This window comes from Exiguobacterium sp. SL-10, from assembly GCF_004337025.1.
Lineage (GTDB): Bacteria > Bacillota > Bacilli > Exiguobacteriales > Exiguobacteriaceae > Exiguobacterium.
Map to the genome: position 1 here is coordinate 1 of NZ_SJUP01000029.1, position 1,121 is coordinate 1,121.

Genomic DNA, 1,121 nt, shown 5'->3' on the forward strand with positions numbered 1-1,121 from the left:
GTTAATATTCTTTTGTCTGGTGGCGATAGCGAAGCGGCCACACCCGTTCCCATGCCGAACACGGAAGTTAAGCGCTTCAGCGCCGAAAGTAGTTGGGGGTCTCCCCCTGTGAGGATAGGACGCTGCCAGGCTGTTTGTTTTTTTGAAAAAGTTATTGACTTTCATCTTGATGAGACTTAAAATAGGTAAAGTCGATACAATAATTATTTAAAACGGTCCCGTGGTGTAGTGGTTAACATGTCTGCCTGTCACGCAGAAGATCGCGGGTTCGAATCCCGTCGGGACCGCCATTTTTTATTTAAACTTAATAAGTTGGCTTTGTAGCTCAGTTGGTAGAGCAAAGGACTGAAAATCCTTGTGTCGGCGGTTCGATTCCGTCCAAAGCCACCATTTACAGCGCCGGTGTAGCTCAGTTGGTAGAGCATCTGACTTGTAATCAGAGGGTCGAGGGTTCGAATCCTTTCGCCGGCACCATTTTTCTCATGGCGGTTGTGGCGAAGTGGTTAACGCACCGGATTGTGATTCCGGCATTCGAGGGTTCAATTCCCTTCAGCCGCCCCATTTTTAAAAATTAATGAGCCATTAGCTCAGTTGGTAGAGCATCTGACTTTTAATCAGAGGGTCGCAGGTTCGAGCCCTGCATGGCTCACCATTTCTCATTAATTTCTATACTTAAATATTATATGCGGGTGTGGCGGAATTGGTAGACGCGCTAGACTTAGGATCTAGTGTCTTTGACGTGGGGGTTCGAGTCCCTTCACCCGCATCTCTAATCTAACTTTATATTGCGGAAGTAGTTCAGTGGTAGAATACGACCTTGCCAAGGTCGGGGTCGCGGGTTCGAATCCCGTCTTCCGCTCCAATTATATGCGGTCGTGGCGGAATCGGTAGACGCGCTAGGTTGAGGGCCTAGTGGTGGTTAACACCGTGGAGGTTCAAGTCCTCTCGACCGCATTAATGCACCCTTAGCTCAGCTGGATAGAGCGTTAGACTACGAATCTAAAGGCCGGGAGTTCGAATCTCTCAGGGTGCACCATTTATAACGGGAAGTAGCTCAGCTTGGTAGAGCACTTGGTTTGGGACCAAGGGGTCGCAGGTTCGAATCCTGTCTTCCCGACCAT

Annotated in this window: 10 tRNA genes and 1 rRNA gene; all 11 read left to right on the forward strand. The window is 49.0% G+C overall.

Going from position 1 to position 1,121, the window contains the following annotated elements:
• Positions 1–15 precede the first annotated feature (15 nt).
• A 5S ribosomal RNA gene (gene rrf / locus EVJ33_RS15095) occupies positions 16–131 on the forward strand.
• 83 nt (positions 132–214) lie between these two features.
• Positions 215–290 (forward strand) — tRNA-Asp (locus EVJ33_RS15100).
• A gap of 24 nt (positions 291–314) precedes the next feature.
• Positions 315–390 (forward strand) — tRNA-Phe (locus EVJ33_RS15105).
• 8 nt (positions 391–398) lie between these two features.
• Positions 399–474: transfer RNA gene (locus EVJ33_RS15110), tRNA-Thr, on the forward strand.
• 11 nt (positions 475–485) lie between these two features.
• A tRNA-His gene (locus tag EVJ33_RS15115) sits at positions 486–561 on the forward strand.
• 15 nt (positions 562–576) lie between these two features.
• A tRNA-Lys gene (locus tag EVJ33_RS15120) sits at positions 577–652 on the forward strand.
• 33 nt (positions 653–685) lie between these two features.
• Positions 686–766, forward strand: a tRNA-Leu gene (locus tag EVJ33_RS15125).
• 21 nt (positions 767–787) lie between these two features.
• Positions 788–862, forward strand: a tRNA-Gly gene (locus tag EVJ33_RS15130).
• Between the two features lie 7 nt (positions 863–869).
• A tRNA-Leu gene (locus tag EVJ33_RS15135) sits at positions 870–954 on the forward strand.
• Positions 955–959: 5 nt separating this feature from the next.
• Positions 960–1,036 (forward strand) — tRNA-Arg (locus EVJ33_RS15140).
• A 7-nt stretch (positions 1,037–1,043) separates the two neighbouring features.
• Positions 1,044–1,120 (forward strand) — tRNA-Pro (locus tag EVJ33_RS15145).
• Position 1,121: the final 1 nt, after the last annotated feature.